The following is a 21,746-nucleotide window of genomic DNA, read 5'->3' on the forward strand; positions in this document are numbered from 1 at the left end:
TGATAAATTTAGCATCGATCTCGAATTCCTTGCACAATTCTCTTTAAGGTGGGCCTCACACAAGGCACAAAAAGGGGGCATATGGCTGCGTCTTTGAAACTGCCGCTGGTTCCGGCTTCGTTTTTCGGCATGGTTCTTGGGCTTTCCGGTCTCGCCAATGCCTGGCGCGTGGGTGCCCGCATCTGGCATCTGCCGGTACTGATCGGTGAAGTTCTTACCTTTATTACACTGGCTGTCTGGTTGATGCTGATCGTGCTCTACGCTTTGAAATGGATGGTGGCGCGCGAGGAGGCATTCAAGGAAGTGGCGCACCCTGTCCAATGCTGCTTCATCGGCCTCGTTGGTGTCGCAACCATGCTGGTGGCCGGTGGCCTGCTGCCTTATTCGCGTATCGGTGCCGAAACCATATTCCTGATCGGCGCCGTCTATACCCTGGCATTCTCCGTCTGGCGCACCGGAGGGCTCTGGCAGGGTGAACGCGATATCGCCACGACGACAGCCGTGCTCTATCTGCCAAGCGTCGCCGGCAGCTTCGTGACTGCTATCGTCGGCGCGGCGCTTGGCTTTCCGCAATGGGCGCAGCTTTTCTTCGGCGCCGGCTTCTTCGCCTGGCTTGCCATAGAATCCGCCCTGCTGCATCGCCTGCTGACGGGGCCTGCGCTGGCACCGCCACTAAGGCCGACCCTTGGAATTCAGCTGGCTCCGCCGGCCGTTGGTGCGCTGGCCTATATCAGCGTCACGCAAGGCCCTCCAGACATGCTCGTCCATGCAATGATCGGCTACGGCTTGCTGCAGGCGCTGATCATGTTGCGCCTCCTGCCCTGGATCATGAAAGAAGGCTTCAGCCCCGCTTATTGGGCCTTCACCTTCGGCGCGACCGCACTGGCAACCGCCCCGATGCGCCTTGTTGAGCGTGGCGATGCCGGACCGGTCACGCAACTTGCTCCCATTCTCTTCGTCGCTGCCAATATCGTCGTCGGTTTGGTCGCGCTGGCAACGATCTGGCTGATTGCCAACCGCAAACTTGTCATTGGTTGGGTCGAGCTTGCCGACCGCGACGCTGGCACTGTTGGTCAGCGTTAATAGAGTTCAATCTCACTTTTGGAGGGTGATGTGCTGGATCATGTGACGATCGGGGTTCGCGATATCGAGCGATCGAAGATCTTCTACGACACAATGCTGCGCTCCATAGGCATAGAACGCCTTTATGCCGAAGGCGAAAGATTTGCGGGTTACGGTATTGGCCAGAAGGCTTTCTTCTGGATCGGTCAGCGCGATGCTTTGCAAACAGGCACGCATATCGCCTTTGCCACCCCAAACAGGGAGCTCGTCGATGAGTTCCATCGGGTCGGGATCATCGCCGGCGGAATCGATAACGGTGCTCCCGGCCTGCGCGCCCATTATCATCCAAACTATTATGGCGCTTTCATTCTTGATCCCGATGGCCACAACATCGAAGCCGTTTGTCACCTAGCGGTGAGCTGAGCAGAAGATGCCCGATGTCCGGTAAGAATGAGATCATGGTACCGGAGGACCGACATAGCGTGCGCGCGGTCGAATGAGCCTGCCGCTGGTGGCCTGCTCCATGGCATGCGCAAGCCAGCCGACCGTCCGTGCCAGCGCGAAGATGATCAGCGGTGCGTCCTCCGGGAGATGATAGGCGTGGGTCATCGCTGTCAAAGCGAAGTCAACATTGACGCGTTCCCCGACCAGCTGCTCGCCGACATCGCGAACCTTGGCGAAGAGCGGCGGCAGCGTGAAGCAGCCAAGCAAAGCCTCTCCGCGGATATCGATATCAGGATAAAGCTGATGGCCGAAAGCTGGCAGCGGACGTCCTTCCGCCAGATAGCTGCGGACCACTTCATCCACGCCTGTCGTGGCTGCCCGCGCGATCAGCGTGCGCACGCTCTGCCATGCGCCGCCATGCAGCGGACCCGTCAGCGTCGAAAGACCCGATAGAGTGGCAGCAGATAATGTCGCGCCGGCGGATGCAGTGATCCGCGCGGTGAAGGTCGAAGCGTTCAGCTCATGATCGGCTAGCAAGACGTAACTGCGGCGGATCATATCGGCGGCATCGGGGCGGTCCCAGGCAGCCGCGAGGCGCCGATGCAGCGGTTGGTCCCACGCGCCCGGGGCCAGGGCTTCAGCCACCGTACCGAGCACGCTTTCGGCTTCGTTCTGCAGGGCCGGAAGCGAGCGTCCGAGTGATGGCAGGTCGCTTGTTATGCGCTCTGCCAATGCTGAAAACGCGGCATCCAGGGACGGAAGTTTTTGCGGGGCCGTACTTTGCTCGAACCGCAACGGCCGCTTCATGTCCCAAAGCAGCCGCGCGACATCTTCGAGGCTTGCGCTTTCGGCAAGCATCGCCACGTCCTTGCCGCGATAGAAAAGCCTGCCGTTCGAAACGGTCGATAGTGCCGATGGCAATACCGGATCGCCCCATTGAATAGCCTCGGCGGCCACCGCCTCTGTCTTGCGCCTTCCGGCATGGCGGGCGGCCAATCGTTTGACGTCATCGGCGAAATAGAGGCTGCGCCGCGTATCCGCGGGATCGGCTTTCGCACGAATGCGCCCGCGGCTGACATTGGCGTAGAGCGTCTGTGATTTCGTTCCCAGCAGGTTCAACGCCTGCTCCGCCGTTAGCCAGCTCATCGGTCCTCATATTGATCAATTGCATCAAGATTGACGTCAATAGGAATAGAGCCGATCTAATCGGATAGTCAAAGGAGAACCGTAATGAAAAGTGGTCTTGAAGATGTCATTGCCGCAGAAACCAAGCTGTCCGACGTCGACGGCGCTGCCGGTCGCCTGATCATCCGCGGCGTGTCGCTCGATGATCTGGTGGCGACTAGCCGCTTCGAGGATGTTGCGGCGCTGCTGCTGGATGGCCTGTTTGACGAACATATCGACGCAGCTTCTATCCGAACCCAGCTCGGCGCGGCTCGCGTCGCGCTTTTTACGCATGTGAAGGCTGCCGATGCTGCCGTCCTCACGCTGCCGCCGGTGGATGCCGTACGAGCCTTGCTGGCGCGCGTTGCTGACGGTGAGGATTTCGCCACCGCGATCCGCCTGATGGCGGCGCCCGCCGTCTTCCTGCCCGCGGTCTTACGGCTGCAGAAGGGCGACGTGCCAATCGCGCCAGATGCCTCGCTCCCCCAATCGGCCGATGTCCTACGCATGTTGACGGGCCGATTGCCGACGGCAGAGCAGACGGCAGGCCTCGATGCCTATCTGGTGACGATTTCCGATCACGGCTTGAATGCATCCACATTCGCCTCCCGCGTCATCGCCTCGACCCAGGCCGGCCTGACATCTTCCGTGCTTGCAGCAATCAGCGCCCTCAAAGGCCCGCTGCACGGCGGCGCCCCCGGCCCTGTCCTCGATATGTTTGATGGTGTCGGAAAGCCCGAAAATGCCCGCGCGTGGCTGTCTGACGCGCTCGATCGCGGCGAGCGGTTGATGGGTTTCGGTCACCGCGTCTATCGCGTCCGCGATCCGCGCGCGGATGCGCTGAAGACGGCATTGAAGCCGATCTTTGCCAGCGGACAGGCGGATGCCGGGCGCATCGCGCTGGCGGAAGCCATCGAGGCGGCGGCACTGGCGTTGCTGAAGGAGCGCAAGCCGGATCGGCCCTTGGACGTCAATGTCGAATATTACACCGCCCTGCTGCTCGATGCCCTTGGCTTCCCCCGCAGCTCCTTCACCGGCGTCTTCGCGATCGGCCGCACGGTCGGCTGGATCGCCCATGCCCGCGAGCAGACGCTCGACGGACGTCTGATCCGCCCGCAGTCGCGTTATGTCGGTCCGCTGCCGAAGGCGGCATAGGTGGGTCTACCAGAAGACGGGACTTAGGCGGCCGCGGATTGGCGCGGCCGCATCATGCCATCTCGGATATGGCGGGCCAGCTCCAGCGCCTGTGGCGTTGCCCAACTCTTCGGCAAATGCAGATTGATCGAAAAGACCGGCAATTCGGGCAGACCCTGCTCGACGGCGAGGATATCGAGATCGGCCGGCACGGTCGAAGCGAGCCAGGCCGTGACAGCCAGATCCGTGCGTACCGTCGCCGTGGTCGCCTCGATATTGCCGTTCTCAAAGACCGTCCGCCAGCGTAGACCACCCTCGCTGAGCGCCGCAAAGACCGACGACCGGAAGGCACAGGTATCGGCGACCATCGAAATCGGCAGCGGCACCTTGCGATGGGCATTGCCGGCCTTCGCTCCGACCCAGACGAGCCGCTCCACAGCAAGGCATTCGCCCCGCGACGTGCCGTATGGTTCCTCCACCACACAGAGGTCGACGGTTCCCTTCCCCAACTCTTCCAGCAGTTCCGGCGACGATGCGCAGACCAGCGAAATCTCCACCTGCGGATGGCGTTCGGCATAGGATTTCAGCACGGGCGCCAGCGTCGCGCCCACAAGATCATAGGGAACGCCGAGCCGGACGCCGCCGCGAACAGTGCTTTCCGTCATGTCGACCCAGATCTCATCATTCAACGCCAATAGGCGGCGAGCATTGCCGCGCAGGCGTTCACCGGCCTCCGTCAGCCGCAATCCGCGTCTGTCCCGTTCGAACAGAGCGCAGCCGAGCATATCCTCCAGCCGCTTGATCTGCTGGCTGACAGCGCCCTGGGTCATATGCAGCATATTGGCTGATATCGTCATGCTGCCCTGGTCGGCAACCGTGGCGAAGGTTCTGATGAGGGCAATATCAAAGTTTCGGATCATGCAGGCATTATAAATGCTAATGCCCCGATCCTTCAATATTCGATTTCATGATGCTGGAACGGCGCTTATGCCTTTTTCAACTAGAGAAAGGCTGGGTATGACGATCGAATCCTTGCTACCGCTGATACTCTTCGCATTGGTTTCCACCATAACGCCGGGCGGTGCGACCACGCTCGCGACTGCGTCCGGCGCGCATTTCGGTTTCCGCCGCTCGATACCTGTCATGGGCGGCTTTGCCTTCGGCCTGGGCTCCATGGCCTGCGCTGCGGCTGCCGGGCTCGGCAGCGTGTTGATGGCCCTGCCGATGCTGCAGATCGCCATGAAGACGCTGGGATCCCTCTATCTGCTCTGGCTCGCCGTTCGGATCGGCAGAAGCGGCCAGCCGCACGAGGCCGGGCAGATGGCGAGGCCGACGGGCTTTTTCGCCGGCGTCTGGATGCTCTGGCACAATCCCAAGGGCTGGGCGATGACGATGGGCGCCGCCGCCTCCTTTGCCGCGCTGGCGGATAGTCCGGCCAGACTTGCACTCCTACTTGGCGTAACCTTCTGCCTTATCGCCGCTTTCTCTTTGGCGGTTTGGTGTGCTCTGGGGCAAATGCTCGGACACCTCTTGAAAACGGCCTGGCAATGGCGAGCACTCAACATTTCACTCGCTTGCCTTCTCGTGATTTCAATCGCTGCCATGTGGTACGAATAAGATCCGACGCGCCGAGATCTCTCGGATCACGGCCGGCCGCGCCAAAGCCATATGCTCAAAGAACCGGCGCGGCCACGCAGGCTTGTTTCGATCGGGCCGTTGAGATGCCCCTCTTTGAAGGGAGCGCTGTCGCGACCCGCCGCAAGCAAGAGGTCGGCGCTGATGGCAGCCTCCACATGGTGACCTGCGGCAACCTCCATCAAGCGACTGGCAACGTTGACCGTATCACCCGTCGCAGTGATCTGTTGGCGATCGCCGCCGCCGAGTCGCGAGGCGACGATGGTGCCGAAATGAGCGCCGATCTTGAAACCGATTCGCGAGGTTATTCCCTGCGGCAATGCCGAGAGCCAATCTCTCATCCGGTGAGCCAGGCGAATGCAACAATGCGCTGCGTTGGCAGGATCGGCAGGCTTGGGATGCGGCAGGCCGAAAAGGATCATGGCGCCGTCACCCATGAAACTGGTAATGGCACCGCCGGATGCAGTCACTTCTTCGTCGACGAGATTGTAGAAGCCGTTCAGCAGTTCACGCACGGCGGTCGGGCCGATCGATTCGCTAAGGCCGGTGAAGCCATTTATATCGATGAAGACGACGGCCGCCTCCTGGTGTACCGGCTCTGCGAGAAGACTGGGATCGCGCGCAAGATGCTCGGCCAGACCAGGCGCCTGGATGCGCTGCAGGAGCTGGCTTTGTTCAGCGAAGCGGGCAGCTCGTCTGCGGTCGAGCCAAAGCTGGATCGCGCCAAACAGCAGCGCCGGCGGGACAGTTGCCGCAATCGGGAGGGCGGCGCTTAGCCAAATTCCGTGCTTGAAGGCGCTGACGTTGATGGCAAACCAAAGGAGGACCACGCCCAGCACCATGATCGGGCCTATGGTACTGCGTCGCCATGAAAGAAGGCTGACAACGGCAATCGGCAGCCCGACGGCGAAATAAAGGTCGATAAAACGGACGTTGCGGTCGCGTACTAGGCCGTCTCCGGCAATCAGATGCGTGATCGAGGTCGCGATAACTTCGACACCCGGCAGAACGGGATCGAAGGGTGTTGGAAAGACATCGCCACCGCCGGTAACGGTCGCGCCGATAACGACGATATGGTCCCTGATCGCAGCCTCCGGCAATTGTCCATTGAGCGCAGCACTGGCGCTGACGGTGCGAATCGTTCCGCGCGGACCGTAGAACGAGAGCGGCATGAGATAGCCGGTATCGGTCTGGATGGACCTGTCACCGATCTTGATATGATCGGAGATGACGGTTGTCTGCTCGTTGGTTGCGGTGGAAACGACACGCAGCGAAAAGGATGGTTCGATCCGCTCGCCGCTACGAAACAGCAGCGGCACGAAACGCGGCGTGCCCGCCTTGTCGGTCTGCACATTGACAATGCCGTAGCTTGCGACATCGGCGAACCGCTGCTGCGGTTCGAGGAATTGCAGTGCACTGGGCACGCGAGCGAGAGGTTCCTTGCTATCTTCTGTGACGCGCTGACGGCTTTCGGGAAAGATGCCGGCCGCGGCCAGTACAACCTTGGTCCGTTTGAGCGATTGTTCCAATGCCGCGTCGTCGGTCTCGTCGCCGGCATCGACCAGAAGCAGATCGAGCGCGACGGCTTTCGGCCCCAATGCGGCGATAGCATCGATCATTTTGGCGAGCGTGGCGCGAGGCAAAGGATAGTGTCCCGCCATACGCGACGTCTCATCGTCTATGGCTATGATCGTGACGAGATCGGGTGGCTGTAAGCTGCCGCCGAGCGTATTGCGGAGGTTCGTGAGCGTCGCTTCGGCGCCGTCGACAAAGGGGATGTCACCGCGCAGATGCGCGACGCCCAGGCCCATCCCCCAGACGGCAGTCAAGAAAAGCGCAATCAGCGTCTGCAGCGGCGGTCTGCGCATGATGTCGGGATCTCACTGGCCGAGGCGCGCCATCAAAGCATCTATGCGCGGCTGTCCCCATTGGGTGACACGTAATACGGAGCGCCCGCGGTCGGCGTCGACGCCTTGTCCTTGGCCTAGCGTAACCCGCTGCCCGGTCGATACCTTATTGACCGCGACCCGGCCGCGCAGGACAAGCACGGACGTGTTGCCCCGTTTCACGTCGACGGCCCAGCGCGTGCCGCGCACGGCGGCGATCGCCTGCGGCGTCACCACTTCGAAGCCGCCCCTAACACGGTTGCGATCGACATCAACCAGCGCTGCCTTGCTGTCAAGTACGAGAGCATCCGCCCGGCCATCATGATTTCGGTCTGCAAACCGGTAGTGAGCGCCACGCTCGACAGTGACGCTAAGCCCAGCTTCGCAATTCAAGATCTGGCGCGTCGTGCTGACGGCAGGCTGCAATGGGCAATTTGCGACGGCTTGTGCGGAAGCCGTGCCGGCACTGACGATGCATAGGCAGCCTGCTGCCAGCGCCAGGTTGCGATTGTTTGCGTGGATCATGATTGTGGCCCCTCATCGCATGTGACTGGAGCCGCGGGCGGCGATTTCCAGTCACGGTATGCCCGATCCCTGGGGCGATGATGCGTCATGAGCGATTGATCTGCAAGTTGTCGTAGCTTCCGGCCTTGTAGAGCACGCTCGAAATCAGCCAGCTCAGCAGGAAGATGCCCACGACGGCGAAGCCGAAATTGGCAAGATTGTCGTTGAGTTCGCCGACGAAGCTCCAGAAGCTACCTTCGAGGCCGAGTTTGTCGGCGATTAACCCCAGGGCCTCAATGCCGCCGATGAAGACGGCGACGACGACCGACGCCGCAGTGATGGTCAGATTGTACCAGAGCTTGCGCACAGGCTTGACGAAGGCCCAGCCATAGGCACCCGTCATCAGCGTGCTATCAAGCGTATCCATGAGCGACATGCCGGCGGTGAACAGCGCCGGAAAGACGAGGATAGTCCAGAAGGACATGCCCTGCGCGGCCTGAGCGGCGGAAATCCCCAAGAGCCCGATTTCCGTTGCGGTATCGAAGCCTAAGCCGAAAAGGAAGCCGATCGGATACATGTGCCAGGAGCGGGTCACGACCTTGAACATCGGACGGAAGATGCGTGCCAGAAAGCCGCCGCCGGCAAGCAGCGTATCAAGGTCTTCCTCTGCGATCTGTTCACCCCTTTGCGCCCTTCTGAAGGCGGACCAGACGCCTTTGAGGACGAAGAGATTGGCCATGCCGATCAGCAGCAGAAAGACCGCTGAAATTGTCGTACCGATGACGCCGCCGATATCGTGGAAGGAATCGAGCTGGCTCTGCATGGCAGCCGCGGTCGCGGCAATCAGGATCGAGGCGATCACGACGATCGAGGAATGGCCGAGCGAGAAGAAGAAGCCGACGGCGTAGGGCTGCTTCTTTTCCTGAATGAGCTTGCGCACGACATTGTCGATGGCGGCGATATGATCGGCATCGAAGGCGTGGCGTAGGCCAAACATATAGGCAAGAAGCGCAATGCCAAGCAAAGACGGACGGTCTGCAAAGGCGACCCAGGCCCAGATCCAAGCTGCAATATTGAAAGCGATCAGCAGCGCGAAAGTGAAGGCGATCTTCGCCCTCGGCTTTTCCGCGCGATCATCAAATGGATTGAGAGTCATACTTTTGTTCCCGTTATGCTTACTCGCACAATGTCACGGAAACGAAAGCGGCGCGACAGTCAAATGACGTAGATGCCGAAGTTTTTCGCAGTGTCGTAAAAATGGGCAGGGCCGATCTATGTCAGCTCTGCCCTCGCGCTCAGCTCTTCTCGAACGGATACCCCTCATCAGCCCAGCCGGTCATACCGCCGATCATGACCTTCACGCGCTTGCCGAGCGTGCCCAGGCGCCAAGCCGCCTTGTCGGTGCCGTTGCAATGCGGTCCGGCGCAATAGACGACGAAGAGTGTTTCGTCTGGCCATTCCGCCATCTTCCTTGCTGTCATCTTGCCGTGCGGCAGGTTGATCGCACCGGGGATATGATTCTCTTGGAACATGGCAGGGCCGCGGACATCGAGCAGGACGAAGTCGACATTGCCTGACTTCATGGACTGGTGGACGTCGGAGCAATCGGTTTCGAAGCCAAGTCTCCTGGCATACTGCTCAGCGACGAGACTAGGATCTGCGGCGGGGATTTCACTGACTAGCGACATGGAACACTCCTTCTTTGCTTCGGTGCATTCATGCCTGAGCGATCCAATGGTTGAAATTGGCCGAAATGCCATATAACGTCAAAATCATGCCAAACTCAGATAGCCCCAATCTCCGTGGCCCCCATGTCGTCACCCTCGTCTATGACGGGCTGTGCACCTTCGAATTCGGGGTCGCCTACGAGATCTTTGGCCTATCGCGTCCGGAAATGGGCGAGGACTGGTATCGCTTTTCCGCCTGCGCGATCGAGGATGGCCCTCTGCGCGCCGCGGGCGGGCTGACGGTACAGGTCGACCACGGCCTTGAGGACCTTGCCGATGCCGACCTGATCATCGTGCCCGGTTGGCGCGGTATCGGAACGCCGGTCCCTGCCCTGCTGGTTGCCGAACTCCAAGCAGCCAGCCATCGCGGCGTCCGCATCATGTCCCTCTGCTCTGGCGTCGCGGTCCTCGCGGCCGCAGGACTGCTTGCCGGCCGCAAGGCAACCACGCATTGGCGCTATGTCGATTCCTTCGCGGCGCGCTATCCGGATATATCAGTGGATGCCGATGTTCTCTACGTCGATGAGGATAAGGTGCTGACCGCCGCCGGCAGTGCCGCTGCGATCGATCTCTGCCTGCATGTCGTGCGCCGGGATTTCGGACCGGATATCGCCAACAGTGTCGCTCGTCGTCTCGTGGTTCCGCCACATCGCGAGGGTGGCCAGGCCCAATATATCGAAACTCCGGTTTTGAGACAGCGTGAGGGTGCCCGCTTAGGCCCGCTGCTTGAATGGATGCGCGAGCGTTTGCAGGAAGATCAGCCCATCTCCGCGCTTGCAGCGCGGGCCGGCATGAGCGTGCGGACCTTCCAGCGCCGTTTCGAGGCGACCACCGGCATGGCGCCCGGCGAATGGTTGCTCAACGAGCGGCTGCGGCGCGCCCGCGATCTGCTTGAAAAGCAAACGGCCATTTCATTGGACGATGTGGCGGTGGCAAGCGGATTTGGGTCGCTCGCCACCATGCGTCATCATTTTCGAGAGAGGCTTGCGGTGAGCCCGAGCGACTACCGCAAGCGATTTGCAGTCCTCAATGCAGTTCCAGGAAAAGTGCGTAGCGGTTTTCCGTCCGGAATTGCGTAAAAGCAAAGATATAGGGCGCTTCGGTGAAGCGCTCTATACCAACCGGCTCTGTTCCGTCGCCGCTTCGATGAAGCTCGAAAACAGCGGATGCGGCTCCAGCGGACGGGACTTCAGTTCCGGATGATACTGGACGCCGATGAACCAGGGATGATCCGCATACTCGATCGTCTCAGGCAGGACGCCGTCCGGTGACATTCCGGAGAAGGTCAAGCCGCACTCTTCCAGCCTGTCCTTGTAGTCGACATTGACCTCGTAGCGGTGACGATGGCGCTCCGAAATATCGGTGGAGCCGTAGATCTCGGAAATCTTCGTGCCCTTTTTCAGGGCTGCCTTGTAGGCACCGAGACGCATCGTGCCGCCGAGATCGCCGGATGCCGTGCGCTTCTGCAGCTCGTTGCCCTTCAGCCATTCGGTCATCAGGCCGACAACAGGCTCCTTCGTTGGACCGAACTCGGTCGACGAGGCGTGCTCGACACCCGCCAGATTGCGGGCCGCTTCGATGACGGCCATCTGCATGCCGAAGCAGATGCCGAAATACGGCACCTTGCGTTCACGCGCGAAACGGGCTGCCAGGATCTTGCCCTCCGAACCGCGCTCGCCGAAACCGCCAGGCACGAGAATGCCGTGCACCTTTTCGAGATACGGCGCCGGATCTTCCTTTTCGAAGACCTCGGACTCGATCCATTCCAGCTTGACCTTGACCCGATTGGCGATGCCGCCGTGATGCAGTGCTTCGATCAGCGACTTATAGGCATCCTTGAGGCCGGTATATTTGCCGACGATGGCAATCGTCACCTCGCCTTCCGGCGTGCGGATGCGATTGCAGACCTCTTCCCACTGCTCCAGGCGCGGCTTCGGGGCCGGCTCGATGCCAAAAGCAGCCAGAACTTCATTGTCGAGGCCTTCCTTGTGGTAGGCCATCGGCACGTCATAGATGTTGGCGACGTCGAGCGCCTGAATGACGGCAGATTCCCGAACGTTGCAGAACAGCGAAAGCTTGCGGCGCTCCGCTTCGGGAATTTCACGATCCGCACGCACCAGCAGAATATCAGGATGAATGCCGAGCGCCTGCAGTTCCTTCACCGAATGCTGCGTCGGCTTGGTCTTCAGCTCGCCGGCAGCCGGAATATAGGGCATCAGCGTCAGATGAACGTAAACAGCCGTACCGCGCGGCAGATCGTTGCCGAGCTGGCGGATCGCTTCCATGAAGGGCATGGCTTCGATATCACCGACCGTGCCGCCGATTTCACAGATGACGAAATCATACTCGTCATTGCCTTCGGTCACGAAATCCTTGATCTCGTTGGTGACATGCGGAATGACCTGAACGGTCGCACCGAGATAATCGCCGCGGCGTTCCTTGTCGATGATGTTCTTGTAGATGCGACCGGTGGTGATGTTATCGGTCTTGGTGGCCGAGCGGCCGGTGAAGCGCTCGTAATGGCCGAGATCGAGGTCGGTTTCCGCTCCGTCGTCGGTGACGAAGACCTCGCCGTGCTGGGTCGGGCTCATCGTGCCCGGGTCCACGTTCAGATAGGGGTCGAGTTTGCGCAGGCGGACTCGATAACCACGAGCCTGCAACAACGCTCCGAGAGCCGCAGCCGCAATTCCTTTTCCGAGGGAAGAAACCACGCCGCCAGTGATGAATACATATCGCGCCATGGGAGTCACCGGATACCTTTTCACAAATGATTCCGCTAGCCCTAAAATTCGTTTCCGGAATATTGGGCACAGAAGACGGAATATAGACAAAACAAAACCGGCAGATCCGAGGACCTGCCGGGGATGATCTTCGGCGACCGGATTTACTTGCCGGTCGGGACGCCGCCGTTATCGGCTGGCGCGGGAGTGGTCGTTGCCGGCGCGGTCTGCTGACCGGTCGCGGCCGGAGCCTGCTGGGCGGGAGCCGCCTGATTCGTGGTGGCAGGCGGGGTTGCCTGCGACTGCGGAGCGACAGCACCGCTGTTCGGAACGCCGCTATTGTCGGCGGGCTTCGGCGGGGTGGTTGCCGGAGCAGCACCCTTCTGGCCGCCGAGCGAATCGAGAATGCCGTTGCCCTGACCCGCCGTGCTCGGGATACGATTGAGAATATCGGTCGGGCGAGCTTCGAAGCGGGACAGCACGTTCATGCCGAGCGCAAGTGCGAAGAACAGCGTGGCGAGAATGGCCGTGGTCCGCGTCAAAGCGTTGGCCGTACCGCGCGCAGACATGAAGCCCGATCCGCCGCCGATGCCAAGGCCGCCACCTTCGGAGCGCTGAATCAGCACCACGCCGATAAGGGCGACGACAACCATGAGATAGATGACAAGCAGTACGGTTTGCATAGATCCAGTCCTGCCCGGTGCGGGCATCAAAAATAAAAGCTCGCGGCTCTTTACATGAGGCTCTCGCCTATTCCAAGCCCTTTTAAGGCTGGAACTCCGGGCAAGTGATTGCTTCAGGCGAACTGCCGTTCGAATGCGGCATAAATGGCGAGGAAATCCGTGGCTTTCAAGCTCTGGCCGCCGACAAGCACACCGTTGACATGTGGAACATCCAGAAGGTCGCGTGCATTGGCGCCGCTGACCGATCCGCCGTAGAGGATTCGCATATTCGCGCCCTCCTTGCCGAAGCGCTCGATGAGCTCGGCGCGGATGAAGGCATGGGCCTCTTCGACGTTTTCCTGAGTCGGAACCACGCCGGTGCCGATCGCCCAGACTGGCTCATAGGCGATCACGGTCGTCTGCGCCGTGGAACCATCCGGAATGGAGCCCACGAGCTCCCGCTTCAGCACCTCGAGCGTCTGGCCGCTATTGCGCTCGTAAGCCGTTTCGCCGATGCAGATGATGGCGACCAGCCCGGCATCATGCGCCGCCTGCGCCTTGGCGCGCACCAACATGTCGCTTTCGGCATGATTCCTGCGCCGCTCTGAATGGCCGACGATGACATGCGTGCCGAAGCAGTCGGCAATCATTTCGGCCGAAATATCACCCGTATGCGCGCCGCTGACTTGCTGATGGCAATCCTGGGCGCCGATGGCGAGCGGGCTGTCGTCGCAAAGCGCGGTCGCAACGTAGAGCAAGGTAGCCGGGGGGCAGAGCAGCGTATCGATCTTCTCCGACAGCGGCGCCTTGACGCCGTCCGCGATCGCCTTGATCTGATCCAGGCTCGCGCGTGTGCCGTTCATCTTCCAGTTTCCGGCCAGAAGCGGCCGTATGGTATTCGTCATTCCGATATTCTCCCCCTTGATCCAGCTTCGGACTAACAAAAAGGAAAGGGAAAGGAAAGTTATCGAATGCGGCCGAAACCAGCTCAAATCGTTTGAAAAGTGCTTATCCGGAAAATAAGTCGGATTGCGCGAGCGTTTATGATGCTTGTGGATCAACGATCCAGTTGAGAACTTTACGCCAGTCGGTCATGCGGACGGGCGTCCCATGATTGCCGGTCTCGAAAAGCGTGAAGCGTGTCGGATAATGCGCTTTGAAAAGCTTCTCAAACAGGACTTGCTGGTCCGCAGCCGCATAGACCGGATCCTTGCTGCCATGCGTGAACCAGAGCGGCAGCTTTGCCTTGTAGAAAGCGCTCTTGGTGAAATCCGGGTCGGTGACCCCGCTCAGGATCGCCATGCCCTTCAGGCGCTTGACGCTCTCGGCATCGCGGGTAATGCCCCAGCAGATGAAGCTGCCCATGGAGGCGCAACTCAGTATGACGGGCTTGCCGCCCGATTGCTCGTAAGAGTAGCGGATGAGCGCGGCGATATCGGCAACTCCGTTGCTGTCGAAACCTCTGACGCTCGGTGCGTAGTAGGTGCCGCCGTTGCGATAGGCAAGGTTCTTCAGCCGGTTGAAATTGCCGCCGAACGTATAGTCGTTGGAGCCGAGCCGGCGGTCGCCGCCGCGGCCATGGATGAAGATCACGGTAAATGCCTGTTTCGATGCGGGACCTATGCGGGTGACATCGACCTTGCGGCCGCCGATCTCAAGGGTTTCGTCTTCCTGGGCTTTCCAGCGCACGCCGGTATCGACATAGGCCGGCTTCACGCGCTTTTCCGGAATCTGGTCGCGGCCGTTGATATCCCGCATCTCCTGGTAATCGATCGTCTGGAACGCGCCGTTGTCGTGGCTTTCGATGACCGTTTGATTGGAAAACAGCTCGTCCTTGAACGGCTTCAACATATCTGCAGAGGCGGTCTCCCCCGTCGCCAGAAGCAAAATGGCCGAGATTGCGGACAGGATAGGCAAATGAGCTGTGGACATTCGCATGCGGATACTTCCTCAAATCAGCCATCGGGGTTGCCATTCGTCACCCGGCAACGCAAATCTCTTTATAAATCGGCTCCGTTACGAGGCGCCATCGCTCTTGTGTGCCGTTTCTGGCAAAATCACGGTGATTCGCGAATACCGGCGACAAATGCGATAATAAAGGGGTCTGGCCCCACCAGAACAAATCTGAGTAGCTTGAAATTCTATGGACAATAGCAACGATCTCTTCTCCGGACTCCCCCGCTCCCCGAAGCCGGAGGCAGCGGAAAAGCCGGCCGCAAAGGCAGAAAAGCCGGCTCCTGCGCCCGCACAACGTGCAGCGCCGACGACTCAGTCGTCCGAGGAATATGGCGCAAGCTCCATACGCGTTCTTGAAGGGCTCGAGCCCGTCCGCATGCGTCCCGGCATGTATATCGGCGGCACGGACGAGAAGGCGCTGCACCACCTTTTCGCCGAAGTCATCGACAACTCCATGGACGAGGCGGTAGCCGGCCACGCCAATTTCATTGAGGTCTATCTCGATCGGGAAGGTTATCTGACCGTCACGGATAACGGCCGTGGCATTCCCGTGGAAAACCATCCGCAGGTGCCCGGCAAGTCGACGCTCGAAGTCATCATGACCAAGCTGCATGCCGGCGGGAAGTTCGACGGCAAGGCCTATGAGACCTCTGGCGGTCTGCATGGCGTTGGCGTGTCCGTCGTCAACGCGCTGTCGGATGATCTGGAAGTCGAGGTCGCCCGCAACCGCAAGCTCTATCGCCAGCGCTTCTCGCGCGGCCTGCCGGTCAGCGGCCTGGAAGAACTGGGCGATGTGCATAACCGGCGCGGCACCCGCGTCCGCTTCCATCCCGATCCGCAGATCTTCGGCGATCACGCGCGCTTCGATCCGGCGCGCGTCTTCCGCATGGCTCGTTCCAAGGCTTATCTGTTCGGCGGCGTCGAAATCCGCTGGGGCTGTGATCCCGAGCTGGCGCCCGAAGGCGCCGATGTTCCGGAAAAGGCAGTCTTCCATTTCCCGGGTGGCCTGAAGGACTATCTCAAGGCGACGATGGGCAACGAGTTCACCGTTACCCGCGAGATCTTTGCCGGCAAGTCGGAAAAGGAAAGCGGCCACGGCTCGCTCGAATGGGCGATCACCTGGTATGGCGGCGACCCGCAGATCCATTCCTATTGCAATACGATTCCGACCCCGGAAGGCGGTACGCATGAGGCGGGCCTCCGTATCGCGTTGACGAAGGGTCTGAAGAGCTACGCCGATCTCACCCAAAACAAGCGTGCCGCCAACATCACGACGGATGACGTGATGATTTCGGGCGTCGGCATGTTATCGATCTTCATCCGCGAGCCGGAATTCGTCGGCCAGACGAAGGACAAGCTCGCGACGGTCGAAGCCCAGCGCATCGTCGAAAACGCGTTGCGCGATCCCTTCGACCATTACCTCGCCGACAATCCAGCCGAGGCCGAAAAGCTGTTGGAATGGGTGATCGAGCGCTCCGAGGAGCGTTTGCGTCGCCGCAAGGAAAAGGAAGTCAACCGCAAGACGGCCGTGCGCAAGCTGCGCCTTCCGGGCAAACTGGCGGATTGCTCGCAGAGCGCGGCGGAAGGTGCCGAACTCTTCCTCGTCGAGGGCGATTCGGCAGGTGGCTCGGCCAAGCAGGCGCGCAACCGCACCAACCAGGCGATCCTGCCGCTACGCGGCAAGATCCTGAACGTCGCCAGCGCCGGCCGCGAAAAGCTGTCTGCCAATCAGCAGATCACCGATCTCGTTCAGGCGCTCGGTTGCGGTACCCGCACGAAATATCGGGAAGAAGACCTGCGTTATCAGCGCATCGTCGTGATGACCGATGCCGACGTCGACGGCGCTCATATCGCTTCGCTGCTGATCACCTTCTTCTATCAGGAGATGCCTGAGCTGATCCGCCAGGGTCACCTCTTCCTGGCCGTCCCGCCGCTCTACAAGATCACCCAGGGCTCGAAATCCATCTATGCCCGTGACGATGCCCACCGGCAGGAGTTGATGGCAACGGAATTCAAGGGCAAAGGCAAGGTCGAAATCAGCCGCTTCAAAGGTCTGGGCGAAATGTTGCCAGCCCAGCTGAAGGAGACCACGATGGATCCGGCCAAGCGCACGCTGCTGCGCGTCGAGATCGACGAAATCGATTTCGAAGGAACGCGCGATGCCGTCGACAATCTGATGGGCACCAAGGCCGATGCTCGCTTCCGCTTCATTCAGGAGCGGGCCGCGTTCGCCGAGGATCTCGATATCTGACCGCAGACCAACCGCCGAACGGCTTTGTTGATCCTGCTCGCCGATAAAAGTTTCAAGTCGACGCAAAAATTCAGTCTTCTGCGTTCAGGATGCTTGGTCGCCTCTCTCGGTAACTTAATTACGGCGTGCAGGACAGTCGTGCTATTGTCATGACGGCTGAATAAGAAGCTTAAAGCCGTTGCTCTTGAAACGGCCTAGATCATACCCCATAACCGGATGATCTAGTAAATAGGGGCGAAGTAAGACCGGTGGGTGTATTTGAACGTCATAAGCCAAAGGAACACCGGTGGCTGGGGCCGAGCGCGCATGCGCGCATGCCTTTGATCCCATCCATTTCCGCAGCGCGTTGGCTGCTGATTTTGATTGCCATTGCCGGTATTTATTTCTTTTATGGCTTTCTCGTACCGGTCCTTGCCGCAGCGGTAATCGGCTTCGCCACCTGGCCGCTTTATAGCGATATTGTGCGTCGTACCGGCGGCAATACGACACTCGCCGCCACCATCGCCATTGCATTCATCGTCACCTTCCTCGTCCTGCCCATCGTCCTATCCGCCATCTATATGGCTGGTGAGGTGCGCGAGTGGTTCAGCTGGGCGATCCATGTGAACCGTGAGGGTGCGCCGCCGCCGCAATGGATTCTCGCCTTGCCGGTCGTCGGCTCTTGGCTCGGCGAGCAGTGGACGCAATATGTCGGAAGCCCAGGCTCGCTCGGTGAGTTGGCGCAGTTGGTGAGCGGTGCCCATATCGGCAATATCTACAGAGCAGTTCTTGCAGCCGGTGGTGGCGCATTCCACGTCGTGCTGACCTTGCTCTTCATGCTGATTGCGCTGTTCTTCATCTATCGCGACGGCGCGACCTTCGTTCGCCAGGTCGACTTGCTCGGCGAGAAAATTCTCCCAAATCGCTGGGAACGGATTTCGCGGGTCGTGCCGGCGACGATCAGTTCCACCGTCATGGGCATGACGCTGATCGCCATCGGCGAAGGCATCGTCCTCGGCGTGGCCTACTGGATCGCCGGCGCTCCCTCCGCAATCACGCTCGGCGTACTGACCGGCGTCATGGCCCTCGTGCCGGGCGGCGCACCGCTGTCGATGTCGCTTGTGTCGATCTATCTCGTCGCCAGCGGCTCGCTTTGGGCGGGTATCGCCCTCTTTCTCTGGGGTACGATCGAGCTTTTCATTGTCGATAAGACGCTTCGTCCCAAGCTTGTCGGCGGTCCGATCAAGCTGCCGTTCCTCCCCACCTTCTTCGGTCTGGTGGGCGGCGTGAAGACCATGGGTTTCCTCGGGCTGTTCATCGGCCCGGTCCTGATGGCGATCATTGTTGCCATCTGGCGCGAATGGATTCGCGAGGCCGAATTGACCGAGGAACAGCACGCGCAGGAACCCGAACTGCAACTGCATGTTCGGGACGCTGCCGAAGGCTGATTGCTCAGCTGGTTTGTTACAGCCGTTTTTCCATGAACAGGCTGAGCGGATCTGGCTGATAGCTGCCGAATGCAGGAATTTCGAGATATCCGAATTTCCGGTATAGGCCGATCGCTTCCGGCTGATATATGCCGGTTTCAAGCCGCACCGCGGAAAGGCCTTTTTCGAGCGCTACCACTTCGAGCGTCTCCATGAGTTTGCGCGCAACACTGCGGCCTCTGGCGATCGGATCGACGAACATGCGCTTGATCTCCGCTGTACCGTCGCCGGCTTCCACCAAGGCGCAACATCCGACGATCGCGCCCTCTGCCCTGGCCACCCAGAAGGTCACCTCCGCCTTCTCCAGCGAAGTCAGATCAAGCATATGGTTGCTTTCCGCCGGATAGAGCGATTCCGCATAGGCGCTCGACATGTCGAGAAGGCGAATGACGCCTTCCTGACGCGGGGATTCGACAGCAATCGTCAGTGACAAGATGGACCTCGGAACCTAGAACATGTCGCGCAAAGTGTGCAGCGGTTTTGCAACAACGACTTGCGCAAAATCAAAGACCTAAAGCGTGAGAGGCGAATCTGAAGATCGCGACGCGCGTTGAACGCCCGCTGAATATCACGCAGCGGCGAGCGTCGCCAGTGCGGCGAAACTCCGTGCGGCCTGCCGCCGTTCGGCATTCGCAAGCTTCTCCACCATGTCGAGGAGCTGTGTCGCGGCGGCGGGAGCTGGCTCCGCTAAGCGGAACTTGCGCAGCAGGCGCAAAGAAACATCTTCCAGCATCGCACTGCCGTTCTTGCGGGAGGATTCACGCCATATCATCGTCGCCTCGACGAAGATGGTGCTGATATCCCGAGGCAATCCGGCGCTTTCGTAGAGTGCCCGAATGGCGTAGATGCGCCCCCTGGAGATGATGGAGCGTACGCGGCGCTCGTCACAGCCGGAAAGGATGGTGATCGCGCAGGCGAAGAAATCGACCTTGCCGGAGCACAGCGCATGCATCAGGAATGCCGGCGTCAGCCAGCCACTCTGCCTGAGATGCTCGACCAAATCGGGCAATTGCTCGTGCTGCGCCGTTCCTGCGATCGTAACGGTTGCGGATTCAGTCGCTTCACGTGTCACCTGCTGCAGCCTGGAGCTGCCGACAAAGCTCTGGACGAGCGCCGATTCCGAAAGCGCGTCGCTGATCTGACGCATCAGCAGATGCTTGATGTCGGAAGACAGCATATCGCGGGAAAGAAGCAGCCCGCGTATCTCGGCGCAACCACCCATGCGCTCGGCGATGCGTTTGAGCGAAGCCTGCGAAAGCAATGCACCGTCATTTTCCAACAGACACAAAATTTCTGTCTCTCCGCCGATCTCGGCAAGAGCGGCGCAGACGGCACGCGGTACCTGCCCGCGTGACGCGACCAGAACCCGTGTCACGTCGCTGCCCCTCAATGCGAGATCAACGAGATCGGCATCGGTGAACACCGGCGAAAACAGGATGATCTGCCCCGCGATCTCAGGCTGATCCTCGGCTAGAGACAAAATGACGTTCCGCGGGGCACTGGCCGAATGCGCGACGGCTTCAGCAAGCGCCAGCCGCACGCGAGGAGACGGATCGTCGAGTAGATAGGTCATCGCCATCTCGGCGGCCGCGCGCTCGTCCTTCGGCATCTCCGACTGCAGATAGGCCCTGCCGAGTGCATTGGCCGCCCGGGCCCTGCTTTCTGCCTTGGCGGTCTCAGCCCAGCGAAGGAATGCTTCTATGATCACGTAACGCCCCGATATCAACGAGGCGATTCTTGCCCCGCAAATTCATATGCTTCACGTTATCGGGCAAAGGTTTACGGGACGTTTACCTTGCTTATTAACCTATCGCCTATCGGCACAAGTGGCGCCCATCAGGGCGCCTTTGGCCTGATCATCTCGAAGACGTCACTGCCCTCGCTGTAATCCATGTAGCCCATGCGCGCGATGGGACGTGCCAGCGCCATGTCCAGTCTGCCGTCACGAATGATCGTCTCGTCGATATGGATGCCGACGACTTGGCCGATCACCATGATGTTTTCCGATACCTCCCCATCGAGACCTTTGGGTTGCAGAATTTCAGTCACCCTGCATTCGAGCACGGCAAATGCCTCGGCGACATAGGGCGCGTCGACCAGCTTGCCCGGCTTCGCCGTCAGTCCGGCGAGCTCAAATTCGTTAATGCCATAGGGGACGGCAATCGATGAATGGTTCATCTTCTCAACGATATGGCGACTGACGAGGTTGGCGGTAAAGACGCCGGTTTCCTCGACATTGCGCACGCTATCCTTTCGACCGGCGGAAGAAAACATCACCAGCTTCGGCCGATCGCTGATGGCGTTGAAAAAGGAATAAGGGGACAAGTTCAGCGAACCATCCCTGCCCTTGCTGCCGATCCAGCCGATCGGCCGCGGCGCGACGATCGCCTTGAACGGATCATGCGCCAGCCCATGACGATTGGTGTCTGTCGTATAGAACATCACGCGTCCTCGCCGCCGATCCAGGTCACCGTTTCCGATAGCTCCGGGCGTGGGCGTTCGACCGGCGGGAAGCTTGTCGAACCGATATGGATGAAGCCGGCGACCTTCTCGCCCGGCTGGACGCCGAGCAACGGATAGGCGCGCTCGTCGAAGGCGAACCATTCGGTCAGCCAATTGGAGACCCAGCCATGAGCATTGGCCGCAATCAGCAGATTCATGCAAAGCGCACCGGCCGACATCAACTGCTCCCACTCCGGAATCTTGAAATGCGGCGCCGCCTTGCTGACGACTGCAATCACGACGGGCGCGCGGGTGAAGCGGGTCCGTTCGACCTGAATCATCTCATCGGAAAGGTCCGGCTTGGCTTCCAGCGCGAGTTTCAGCAGCTCTTCACCGATACGCGCACGCTCCCCGCCGCGATAGACGATAAAGCGCCAGGGCGCGAGCTTGCCATGGTCCGGTACGCGAGAAGCCAGCCGGAGAATCTCCTCGATTTCGGCCTTGCCCGGTCCCGGTTCCGACATCTGGAACGCAGGGATGGATCGGCGCACCGCGAGATAGTCGACCAGCTTGATATCGGTTTTCATTGAGGAACTGCCTTCATTTTGGCTTGTGGTATGATGAGGTCTTGAATTTGCCACCGCATTGGTTTTGAAGTGGCGTGTGTTTTATCGGAAGTCAATCGGTTGGTAT

At 60.1% G+C, this 21,746-nt stretch carries 21 protein-coding genes; 7 read left to right on the forward strand and 14 right to left on the reverse strand.

Annotated elements, in window-relative coordinates:
* Positions 1–81: 81 nt before the first annotated feature.
* Together tehA and PH558_RS15620 are read left to right on the forward strand one after the other, a co-directional pair.
* Positions 82–1,083, forward strand: a complete 1,002-nt coding sequence (tehA, locus tag PH558_RS15615; protein ID WP_285205292.1) for a dicarboxylate transporter/tellurite-resistance protein TehA — start codon at positions 82–84, stop codon at positions 1,081–1,083.
* A gap of 30 nt (positions 1,084–1,113) precedes the next feature.
* Complete coding sequence (locus tag PH558_RS15620) at positions 1,114–1,485, forward strand: VOC family protein (protein WP_095434916.1); 372 nt, start codon at positions 1,114–1,116, stop codon at positions 1,483–1,485.
* 33 nt (positions 1,486–1,518) lie between these two features.
* Here the strand turns inward: PH558_RS15620 and PH558_RS15625 are convergent, their stop codons facing one another.
* A complete protein-coding gene (locus tag PH558_RS15625) occupies positions 1,519–2,652 on the reverse strand; it encodes a citrate synthase (protein ID WP_095434917.1) in 1,134 nt (377 codons plus the stop codon).
* 84 nt (positions 2,653–2,736) lie between these two features.
* On the opposite strand from PH558_RS15625, the gene PH558_RS15630 reads away from it, so the two are divergent.
* Entirely contained in the window at positions 2,737–3,825 is a 1,089-nt protein-coding gene (locus tag PH558_RS15630) for a citrate synthase/methylcitrate synthase (RefSeq protein WP_285205298.1), read from the forward strand.
* Between the two features lie 23 nt (positions 3,826–3,848).
* On the opposite strand, the gene PH558_RS15635 is transcribed toward PH558_RS15630, so the two are convergent.
* Positions 3,849–4,724 (reverse strand): LysR family transcriptional regulator, encoded by an 876-nt coding sequence (locus tag PH558_RS15635; RefSeq protein ID WP_285205302.1) that lies wholly within the window; start codon positions 4,722–4,724, stop codon positions 3,849–3,851.
* 97 nt (positions 4,725–4,821) lie between these two features.
* Here PH558_RS15635 and PH558_RS15640 point away from each other — a divergent pair, with 97 nt between their 5' ends.
* Complete coding sequence (locus tag PH558_RS15640; RefSeq protein ID WP_095434920.1) at positions 4,822–5,421, forward strand: LysE family translocator; 600 nt, start codon at positions 4,822–4,824, stop codon at positions 5,419–5,421.
* Between the two features lie 26 nt (positions 5,422–5,447).
* On the opposite strand, the gene PH558_RS15645 is transcribed toward PH558_RS15640, so the two are convergent.
* From PH558_RS15645 to PH558_RS15660, 4 genes are all read right to left on the reverse strand, one after another.
* The gene (locus tag PH558_RS15645) at positions 5,448–7,307 is read right to left on the reverse strand and encodes a CHASE2 domain-containing protein (protein ID WP_285205304.1); all 1,860 of its coding nucleotides are present in this window, start codon (positions 7,305–7,307) and stop codon (positions 5,448–5,450) included.
* 12 nt (positions 7,308–7,319) lie between these two features.
* The gene (locus tag PH558_RS15650; RefSeq protein ID WP_113409143.1) at positions 7,320–7,850 is read right to left on the reverse strand and encodes a FecR domain-containing protein; all 531 of its coding nucleotides are present in this window, start codon (positions 7,848–7,850) and stop codon (positions 7,320–7,322) included.
* A gap of 85 nt (positions 7,851–7,935) precedes the next feature.
* On the reverse strand, positions 7,936–8,985 hold the full coding sequence (locus PH558_RS15655; RefSeq protein ID WP_285205306.1) for a HoxN/HupN/NixA family nickel/cobalt transporter: 1,050 nt from the start codon (positions 8,983–8,985) through the stop codon (positions 7,936–7,938).
* A gap of 139 nt (positions 8,986–9,124) precedes the next feature.
* On the reverse strand, positions 9,125–9,517 hold the full coding sequence (locus tag PH558_RS15660; RefSeq protein ID WP_285205307.1) for a rhodanese-like domain-containing protein: 393 nt from the start codon (positions 9,515–9,517) through the stop codon (positions 9,125–9,127).
* Between the two features lie 65 nt (positions 9,518–9,582).
* On the opposite strand from PH558_RS15660, the gene ftrA reads away from it, so the two are divergent.
* On the forward strand, positions 9,583–10,635 hold the full coding sequence (gene ftrA, locus PH558_RS15665) for a transcriptional regulator FtrA (protein ID WP_285205308.1): 1,053 nt from the start codon (positions 9,583–9,585) through the stop codon (positions 10,633–10,635).
* A gap of 33 nt (positions 10,636–10,668) precedes the next feature.
* Here ftrA and PH558_RS15670 read toward each other — a convergent pair whose 3' ends face one another.
* The 4 genes from PH558_RS15670 to PH558_RS15685 all read right to left on the reverse strand — a co-directional run bounded on the left by PH558_RS15670 (position 10,669) and on the right by PH558_RS15685 (position 14,876).
* A complete protein-coding gene (locus tag PH558_RS15670; protein WP_168192555.1) occupies positions 10,669–12,297 on the reverse strand; it encodes a CTP synthase in 1,629 nt (542 codons plus the stop codon).
* Between the two features lie 143 nt (positions 12,298–12,440).
* Positions 12,441–12,959: a preprotein translocase subunit SecG gene (secG, locus tag PH558_RS15675; protein ID WP_285205311.1), complete on the reverse strand. Its 519-nt coding sequence runs from the start codon at positions 12,957–12,959 to the stop codon at positions 12,441–12,443.
* 113 nt (positions 12,960–13,072) lie between these two features.
* On the reverse strand, positions 13,073–13,843 hold the full coding sequence (gene tpiA, locus PH558_RS15680) for a triose-phosphate isomerase (RefSeq protein WP_113409138.1): 771 nt from the start codon (positions 13,841–13,843) through the stop codon (positions 13,073–13,075).
* Between the two features lie 136 nt (positions 13,844–13,979).
* Complete coding sequence (locus PH558_RS15685) at positions 13,980–14,876, reverse strand: alpha/beta hydrolase (RefSeq protein WP_285205312.1); 897 nt, start codon at positions 14,874–14,876, stop codon at positions 13,980–13,982.
* Positions 14,877–15,081: 205 nt separating this feature from the next.
* Between PH558_RS15685 and parE the strand changes: the two genes are divergently transcribed.
* Both parE and PH558_RS15695 read left to right on the forward strand, forming a co-directional pair.
* Complete coding sequence (gene parE / locus PH558_RS15690; protein WP_095434929.1) at positions 15,082–17,145, forward strand: DNA topoisomerase IV subunit B; 2,064 nt, start codon at positions 15,082–15,084, stop codon at positions 17,143–17,145.
* Positions 17,146–17,393: 248 nt separating this feature from the next.
* On the forward strand, positions 17,394–18,572 hold the full coding sequence (locus PH558_RS15695) for an AI-2E family transporter (RefSeq protein WP_095434930.1): 1,179 nt from the start codon (positions 17,394–17,396) through the stop codon (positions 18,570–18,572).
* A gap of 16 nt (positions 18,573–18,588) precedes the next feature.
* Here PH558_RS15695 and PH558_RS15700 read toward each other — a convergent pair whose 3' ends face one another.
* The 4 genes from PH558_RS15700 to PH558_RS15715 form a co-directional block, all read right to left on the reverse strand.
* A complete protein-coding gene (locus PH558_RS15700; protein ID WP_285205325.1) occupies positions 18,589–19,044 on the reverse strand; it encodes a GNAT family N-acetyltransferase in 456 nt (151 codons plus the stop codon).
* A 135-nt stretch (positions 19,045–19,179) separates the two neighbouring features.
* Positions 19,180–20,334 (reverse strand): DUF2336 domain-containing protein, encoded by a 1,155-nt coding sequence (locus PH558_RS15705; RefSeq protein WP_095436279.1) that lies wholly within the window; start codon positions 20,332–20,334, stop codon positions 19,180–19,182.
* 113 nt (positions 20,335–20,447) lie between these two features.
* Positions 20,448–21,053: a flavin reductase family protein gene (locus PH558_RS15710; RefSeq protein WP_095434931.1), complete on the reverse strand. Its 606-nt coding sequence runs from the start codon at positions 21,051–21,053 to the stop codon at positions 20,448–20,450.
* Positions 21,053–21,640 (reverse strand): nitroreductase family protein, encoded by a 588-nt coding sequence (locus tag PH558_RS15715; RefSeq protein ID WP_095434932.1) that lies wholly within the window; start codon positions 21,638–21,640, stop codon positions 21,053–21,055. The genes PH558_RS15710 and PH558_RS15715 overlap by 1 nt, the downstream gene beginning before the upstream one ends.
* Between the last annotated feature and the right edge of the window lie 106 nt (positions 21,641–21,746).

Source organism: Rhizobium pantanalense, from assembly GCF_030182525.1.
Taxonomy (GTDB): Bacteria; Pseudomonadota; Alphaproteobacteria; order Rhizobiales; family Rhizobiaceae; genus Rhizobium.

What these genes read in the sequence shown, in the direction of transcription:
- PH558_RS15655 (WP_285205306.1), bottom strand. Translation starts at nt 8,985, where the DNA reads ATGACTCTCAATCCATTTGATGATCGCGCGGAAAAGCCGAGGGCGAAG.
- ftrA (WP_285205308.1), top strand. Translation starts at nt 9,583, where the DNA reads ATGCCATATAACGTCAAAATCATGCCAAACTCAGATAGCCCCAATCTC.
- parE (WP_095434929.1), top strand. Translation starts at nt 15,082, where the DNA reads ATGGACAATAGCAACGATCTCTTCTCCGGACTCCCCCGCTCCCCGAAG.
- PH558_RS15625 (WP_095434917.1), bottom strand. Translation starts at nt 2,652, where the DNA reads ATGAGCTGGCTAACGGCGGAGCAGGCGTTGAACCTGCTGGGAACGAAA.
- tpiA (WP_113409138.1), bottom strand. Translation starts at nt 13,843, where the DNA reads ATGACGAATACCATACGGCCGCTTCTGGCCGGAAACTGGAAGATGAAC.
- PH558_RS15670 (WP_168192555.1), bottom strand. Translation starts at nt 12,297, where the DNA reads ATGGCGCGATATGTATTCATCACTGGCGGCGTGGTTTCTTCCCTCGGA.
- PH558_RS15715 (WP_095434932.1), bottom strand. Translation starts at nt 21,640, where the DNA reads ATGAAAACCGATATCAAGCTGGTCGACTATCTCGCGGTGCGCCGATCC.
- PH558_RS15650 (WP_113409143.1), bottom strand. Translation starts at nt 7,850, where the DNA reads ATGATCCACGCAAACAATCGCAACCTGGCGCTGGCAGCAGGCTGCCTA.
- tehA (WP_285205292.1), top strand. Translation starts at nt 82, where the DNA reads ATGGCTGCGTCTTTGAAACTGCCGCTGGTTCCGGCTTCGTTTTTCGGC.
- PH558_RS15640 (WP_095434920.1), top strand. Translation starts at nt 4,822, where the DNA reads ATGACGATCGAATCCTTGCTACCGCTGATACTCTTCGCATTGGTTTCC.
- PH558_RS15630 (WP_285205298.1), top strand. Translation starts at nt 2,737, where the DNA reads ATGAAAAGTGGTCTTGAAGATGTCATTGCCGCAGAAACCAAGCTGTCC.
- PH558_RS15635 (WP_285205302.1), bottom strand. Translation starts at nt 4,724, where the DNA reads ATGATCCGAAACTTTGATATTGCCCTCATCAGAACCTTCGCCACGGTT.
- PH558_RS15660 (WP_285205307.1), bottom strand. Translation starts at nt 9,517, where the DNA reads ATGTCGCTAGTCAGTGAAATCCCCGCCGCAGATCCTAGTCTCGTCGCT.
- PH558_RS15645 (WP_285205304.1), bottom strand. Translation starts at nt 7,307, where the DNA reads ATGCGCAGACCGCCGCTGCAGACGCTGATTGCGCTTTTCTTGACTGCC.
- secG (WP_285205311.1), bottom strand. Translation starts at nt 12,959, where the DNA reads ATGCAAACCGTACTGCTTGTCATCTATCTCATGGTTGTCGTCGCCCTT.
- PH558_RS15685 (WP_285205312.1), bottom strand. Translation starts at nt 14,876, where the DNA reads ATGCGAATGTCCACAGCTCATTTGCCTATCCTGTCCGCAATCTCGGCC.
- PH558_RS15710 (WP_095434931.1), bottom strand. Translation starts at nt 21,053, where the DNA reads ATGTTCTATACGACAGACACCAATCGTCATGGGCTGGCGCATGATCCG.